Annotated in this window: 6 protein-coding genes; all 6 read left to right on the top strand. The window is 30.0% G+C overall.

What is annotated here, in order from left to right; translation table 11 throughout:
- Positions 1 to 455: 455 nt before the first annotated feature.
- On the top strand, positions 456 to 914 hold the full coding sequence (locus KGF52_RS20110) for a PTS sugar transporter subunit IIA (protein WP_227841403.1): 459 nt from the start codon (positions 456 to 458) through the stop codon (positions 912 to 914).
- 67 nt (positions 915 to 981) lie between these two features.
- Positions 982 to 1,257: a PTS sugar transporter subunit IIB gene (locus KGF52_RS20105; protein WP_021385190.1), complete on the top strand. Its 276-nt coding sequence runs from the start codon at positions 982 to 984 to the stop codon at positions 1,255 to 1,257.
- A 57-nt stretch (positions 1,258 to 1,314) separates the two neighbouring features.
- A complete protein-coding gene (locus tag KGF52_RS20100; protein WP_227482790.1) occupies positions 1,315 to 2,589 on the top strand; it encodes a PTS galactitol transporter subunit IIC in 1,275 nt (424 codons plus the stop codon).
- A 130-nt stretch (positions 2,590 to 2,719) separates the two neighbouring features.
- Positions 2,720 to 3,772: a galactitol-1-phosphate 5-dehydrogenase gene (locus KGF52_RS20095; RefSeq protein ID WP_227432710.1), complete on the top strand. Its 1,053-nt coding sequence runs from the start codon at positions 2,720 to 2,722 to the stop codon at positions 3,770 to 3,772.
- Positions 3,773 to 4,804: a zinc-binding dehydrogenase gene (locus KGF52_RS20090; protein ID WP_227432711.1), complete on the top strand. Its 1,032-nt coding sequence runs from the start codon at positions 3,773 to 3,775 to the stop codon at positions 4,802 to 4,804.
- 91 nt (positions 4,805 to 4,895) lie between these two features.
- Positions 4,896 to 5,439, top strand: a 544-nt coding sequence (locus KGF52_RS20085; protein ID WP_227841402.1) for a transketolase, incomplete at its 3' end; no start/stop codon positions are given.

The raw sequence follows: 5,439 nt of genomic DNA, 5'->3' as shown, positions 1-5,439 counted from the left end.
TTTTCATATTGATTTTATTATATAAATAAAAACATACTATGAATTTAATTATGCGTAACGTGAATTTTGCTAGACAATTACATGAAAATTTATTCACACTAAAATAACTAAACAACAAATATGAAAATTAATGCTATTTAGATTGAATTATTTTATAAAATAACTAACAAACATAAAAAACCACCCATAAAAAATAAAAAAACCATTTCTGTAACAAAAAAAACCACGAAAATATAAAAATATATGGATAGTTAAGTGCTTAACAAGTAAAAATTAAAATAAAAATTAAAATAAATTTATCTATGAAAGTTGGCTAAAATCCTACAATTGAACATTATTTTTGGGAAAATGTTTTCTTTTATTTCACAAAAAAAGCCACTTTTTGGCACGGTATATGCTTTATATAAAGGCAAGAAAAACAAGATATGAGATAAGAGCAATTAGGAGGTGCAAATATGGAGTTTATAAATTTTGTAAGTGATAAAGTTATAAACCTTAAAATGGATTGTAAAACAAAAGAAGATTTCTTTAAGGAAATACATAATAAAGTTTTTGAATTAGGCTTTGTAAAAGAAGAATTTGGAGAAAAAATACTAGGAAGAGAAAATGTATTTCCAACAGGCTTAAACTTAGGTGATTATGGAGTAGCAATACCACATACAGATGCAGAATATATTAAAGAACAATTTATAGCAGTCTGTACTTTTAATGAACCAGTAGTATTTAGTTCTATGGAAGACCAAGATGAAAAAGTATCTGTAAATTTGGCTTTCGTTTTGGGGCTTAATCAACCACACAGTCAATTATCTGTATTAACAGAATTGATGGGGATTATGCAAAATAAAGAATTAGTTGAGAAGCTAATGGATTCTACTGACAAAGAAGAAGTTTTAAAGACAATAAAGTCTTTATAAAAAATAAAATAATAAAAAGTACTAACAATAAAAATAAGACAATAAAAATTATTAGGAGGAAATAAAAATGAAAAAAATATTAGTAGCATGTGGAGCAGGAATAGCAACATCAACAGTAGTTTGTGACAAGGTAGAAAGATTAGTTAAAGAAAATAATATACAAGCAGAAGTTATACAATGCAAAATAGCTGAATGTGCAACAAAGCAAGATGGAGCAGATTTAATAGTATCAACAACTATATTACCAACAACTTATAATATACCAGCAATAAAAGCAACAGCATATATAACTGGAGTAAATACAGCAGCATTAGATAAGAAAATATTAGATGCTTTAAAATAATCCTAGCATAAATAAATTGAAATCATATTTAAAAAACAGAAAAAGGAGGATTTATAAATGGATAAATTATTAGCAGTAGTACAGTATATTTTAAACATGGGACCAACAGTAATACTACCAATAACAATTGTAGTCTTAGGAATGATATTTAGAATTAAGTTTACAAAAGCTTTAAAATCAGGTCTTACAATTGGTATAGGGTTTGTGGGTATAAACTTAGTTGTAAACCTATTAACTTCAACACTAGGGCCAGCAGCTCAAGGAATGGTTGAGAGATTTGGACTTAATTTAACAGTAATAGATGTTGGTTGGCCAACAACAGCATCAGCAACATGGGCTTCACCAGTTGCACCAATATTAATACCAGTTTGTTTATTAGTAAACTTACTATTATTATACTTCAATAAAACAAAGATATTAAACGTTGATATATGGAATTATTGGCACTTCATAGTAGCAGGTGCAGTTGGATATATAGTAACAGGAAGTTATATCTGGGCTATATTCTGTGCGATATTAATGGAATTATTAGTACTATTTATTGCAGAAAAAACAGCCAAGAATGTTCAGGAGTTTTATGATTTGGAAGGTATAGCATTACCAACTGGTTCAACAGCTTCATTTGCTCCACTTGGATATTTAGTAGGTAAATTTGTTGAAAAAATACCAGGAATAAATAAAATACAAGCAGACCCAGATTCTATACAAAAAAAATTCGGTATATTTGGTGAACCAATGATGATGGGGATTATACTAGGGATAATACTTGGAGCGCTTGCTGGATACGATGTAGCAGGAATATTCAATGTAGGTATATCAATGGGTGCAGTAATGTTACTTATGCCTAGAATGGTTAGAATATTGATGGAAGGTTTAATTCCAATTTCAGAATCAATAAGAGATTTCTTACAAGCAAAATATGGAGATAGAGAACTTTATATAGGTCTAGATGCAGCAGTAGCAACTGGACATCCAGCAGTTATATCAACAGCTCTTATACTTGTTCCTATAACTTTATTCTTAGCAGTTATATTACCAGGAAATAAAGTTTTACCATTTGGTGACTTAGCAACAATACCATTCTATATGGCATTTATAGTATGTTTTAGAAAAGGTAATATAGTTCAATCAGTTATAACAGGAACTATAGTAATAGCTATATCACTTTATATGGCTACAAATTTTGCAGATGTTCATACGCAATTATTACAACAAGCAAATATGATGCCAGAAGGAACAACAATGGTTACAAGTATAGATACAGGTGGTAACTTACTAAAATGGGGAATACTGAAATTATCTCAATTAGTTTCTTCACTTGGAATATTCTAATATTTAGTTAATAGAGATTACTCTTTTTTAGTAAAGTATGCGAAAATTTAACATTTAGCAGCTACTAGAAAAGAGTAATATTTTTTATAAATTTTTAAAAAATACAAAATACAAAAGGAGGAGATTTATCGTGAAAGCAGCAGTATTACATGGCACAAATGATATGAGATTTGAAGATATAGAAATAAAACCATGTGAAAGTGATGAAGTAAAAATAAAAGTTATGGCAGCAGGAATATGTGGGTCAGATCCTCCAAGAGTATTAAAACATTGGAAATATCCAGTTCCAGCTATACCAGGGCATGAATTTTCTGGAGTAATTGCAGAAGTTGGTAAGGATGTAAAAAATGTAAAAGTTGGAGATAGAGTAGTTGCAATTCCTTTTATACCTTGCAATGAATGTGAATATTGTAAGAGAGGGTTATTTTCATTATGTGATGACCATGGTATGTTAGGAGCTAAAACTTTTGGAGCTTTTGCAGAATATGCAAACATAAAAGCTACAAATGTTTTACCAATAGGAGACATGGATTTTGAAGATGCTGCTATGATAGAACCACTTGCAGTTGCTATGCATGGAGTACTTAATATAGGTATCCAAGTTGGAGATACTGTAGCTGTAATGGGTAGTGGAACAATGGGTCAACTAGTAATACAAGGACTTAAGATAGCAGGAGCTGGAACAATTATAGCAGTTGATATATCTGATAATAAATTAAGAGAATCAAAAGAATTAGGTGCTGATATAATAATTAATGCTAAAGATGTAAATCCAGTAGAAAAAATAAAAGAACTTACTGGTGGAAAAGGTGTTGATATAGCACTTGAATGTGCAGGTTCTAAAATAACTCAGGAACAATGTTTACTTATAACTAAAAAGAAAAGTAAAATAGGATTTTTAGGAATAGCGTATTCAGATATAACTTTATCTGAGGAAGCATTTGAAAATATATTTAGAAAAGAACTAGAGTTAAAAGGTTTCTGGAATTCTTATTCTGCACCATTCCCAGGACAAGAATGGACTAAAGGAATCACTTTAGTTAATGAAGGAAAAATAAAATTAAAAGAAATGGTATCTCATAGATTTTCACTTGAAGATACTTATAAAGCATTTGAAATGATAAGAGATAGAAAAGAAGAATTTAATAAGATATTAATTTTACCACAAGGGGTTGAAAAATAAATGAAGGCAGTAGTTAAAACTAAACCAGGTTATGATAATGTAGAAGTATTAGAGGTAGAAGAGCCAAAAGCTACAGGAGATAAAGTTAAAATAAAAGTAGAATACAGTGGTATATGTGGTTCAGATATACATTCATTTAAAGGTGAATATGCAAATATAAAAGCTCCAGTAACTTTAGGTCATGAATTTTCTGGAATTGTCGTAGAAATTGGTGAAGATGTTAAAAATATAAAAGTAGGAGATAGAGTTACATCAGAAACTACTTTTGCAACTTGTGAAAAATGTATATATTGTGCAACTAAAGACTACAATTTATGCCCAACTAGAAAAGGTATTGGTACTCAAGCAGATGGAAGTTTTGCTGAGTATGTATTATCAAGAGAGGAAAGCATACATGTACTTCCTGAAAATGTATCTTTATTATCAGCAGCTCTTACAGAGCCACTAGCTTGTTGTGTTCATGCAGCTCTTGAAAAAACTACTATAGAAAGTGATGATACAGTATTAATAATAGGACCAGGGCCAATAGGTTTATTATTAGCTCAAGTTGTTAAATCTCAAGGTGCTACAGTTATAATGTCTGGTGTTACAAAAGATAAAGAAAGATTAGAAATAGCTAAAAATCTTGGAGTAGATAGAACTGTAAACGTAATGGAAGAAAGTCTAGCAGATGTAGTAAATGAAATGACTGATGGAAATGGAGTAAATAAAGGATTTGATTGTTCTGGATTTATGCCAGCAGTTAATGAAGCTTTAAGATTACTTAGAAAGAAAGGAACTTTCGTACAAGTTGGAATATTTGCTAAAAAACTAAATGAAATGGATCAAGAAGCAATAATTCAAAGAGAGTTACAATATATTGGAAGTAGATCACAAAAACCAAGTTCTTGGATTATAGCATTAGATTTAATGGCTAGTGGAAAAGTAAATACAGAAGCATTAGTTACAAGAACTGTTGGTTTAGACGAATTTAAAGAGGGTATTACAGCTTTAATGAACGGAGAAGAAATAAAAGTTGCAGTAAAATCTTAAAAAAACATTTGTATTATTTTAAAAAAAATTGTAAAATCTACTGTAGGATAAAAAAATGTAAGGTCTTAAAAAATAACAGGAGGAAAAAAGTATGAGCACTCTTAGAGATCATTCTAATAATATTAGAAAAAACATAATAAAAATGGTTGCAGAAGCTAAAAGCGGGCATCCAGGTGGTTCATTATCAATAGCTGATATGTTAACAGTGTTATATTTTGATAAAATGAACATATGTGTAGAAAATCCAAAAATGGATGATAGAGATAGATTTGTTCTATCAAAAGGTCATGCAGCACCAGCTTTATATGCTACATTAGCAGAAAAAGGATTTTTCCCAGAAGAAGAATTATTGACACTTAGAAAATTTGGTTCTAAGTTACAAGGACATCCAGACATGAAAAAAGTAGCAGGAATAGATATGTCTACTGGTTCTCTTGGACAAGGTTTATCTGCTGCAAATGGTATGGCGCTAGCTGGTAAATTAGACAACAAAGACTACACAGTGTATACTATATTAGGTGATGGAGAAATCCAAGAAGGTCAAGTATGGGAAGCTGCAATGACAGCATCACATTATAAATTAGATAACTTAATTGCATTTGTTGACTTAAATGGATTACAAATAGATGGTTCTA

It is taken from the genome of Clostridioides sp. ZZV15-6597 (assembly GCF_020657815.1).
In the GTDB taxonomy this organism is placed as follows: Bacteria; Bacillota; Clostridia; order Peptostreptococcales; family Peptostreptococcaceae; genus Clostridioides.
Note: the sequence above shows the minus strand (reverse complement) of the source record. Positions and strands in the feature narration are given on the sequence as shown.

Excerpts from the sequence above, each read along its gene's own strand:
- KGF52_RS20110 (WP_227841403.1), top strand. The coding sequence starts at position 456 with ATGGAGTTTATAAATTTTGTAAGTGATAAAGTTATAAACCTTAAAATG.
- KGF52_RS20105 (WP_021385190.1), top strand. The coding sequence starts at position 982 with ATGAAAAAAATATTAGTAGCATGTGGAGCAGGAATAGCAACATCAACA.
- KGF52_RS20100 (WP_227482790.1), top strand. The coding sequence starts at position 1,315 with ATGGATAAATTATTAGCAGTAGTACAGTATATTTTAAACATGGGACCA.
- KGF52_RS20090 (WP_227432711.1), top strand. The coding sequence starts at position 3,773 with ATGAAGGCAGTAGTTAAAACTAAACCAGGTTATGATAATGTAGAAGTA.